This window comes from Rhodococcus sp. ENV425 (assembly GCF_002887785.1).
GTDB classification, from domain to species: Bacteria; Actinomycetota; Actinomycetes; order Mycobacteriales; family Mycobacteriaceae; genus Rhodococcus; species Rhodococcus aetherivorans.
The window spans coordinates 171-706 of sequence record NZ_PCZU01000310.1; the positions used below are offsets into that span (position 1 = coordinate 171).

The following is a 536-nucleotide window of genomic DNA, read 5'->3' on the forward strand; positions in this document are numbered from 1 at the left end:
CCGGATCGGCGGCCCCGAGCAGCAGCAGCCGCGACCCGTCGTCGGTGAGCGCGGCGACCGTACTCGTGCCAGGATCGACGGTGAGGGCGTCGACGGCACGGCCCAGCGCCTGCACCGTTCCCGCCGGCGGGACGGCCGGCGCCGGAGCCACGGCCGGCGTGGCCGCGTCGATGGTGGGCAGGTTGTCGCCGCTGTTCGAGGAGGAACACCCGGTGACCAGCGCCAACGCGAACCCCACCGCCGCGGCGGCGCCACGTGCTGCCGGTCTGCCCATCGTCTCGCTCCTCGTACTCGTCCACGGTCGGTCCGGGGCGGCACCGTCGCCGGCCCCGCACCCGACCCCCAGTGTTCCTGATCGCCGCGGCGCCGCCGCAGGCGCCTCGCCCGCCCTCCACCCCGCGAGGAGACCGATGTGACCTGGCCCACCGGCTCGGCCGACGTGCCTGCCGACGGCTTCGCCGTCGAATACGTCAGCCCGGGCGTCCACGCGCACGGGTTCGGTCGCACCGACGAGGGACAGCCGTTCTCGTTCCGGG

The 536-nt window shown here is 75.7% G+C and carries 1 pseudogene; it reads right to left on the reverse strand.

What is annotated here, in order from left to right:
- Positions 1 to 274 (reverse strand): annotated as a pseudogene (locus CQZ88_RS32230) (hypothetical protein); the annotation flags it as partial.
- Positions 275 to 536 lie beyond the last annotated feature (262 nt).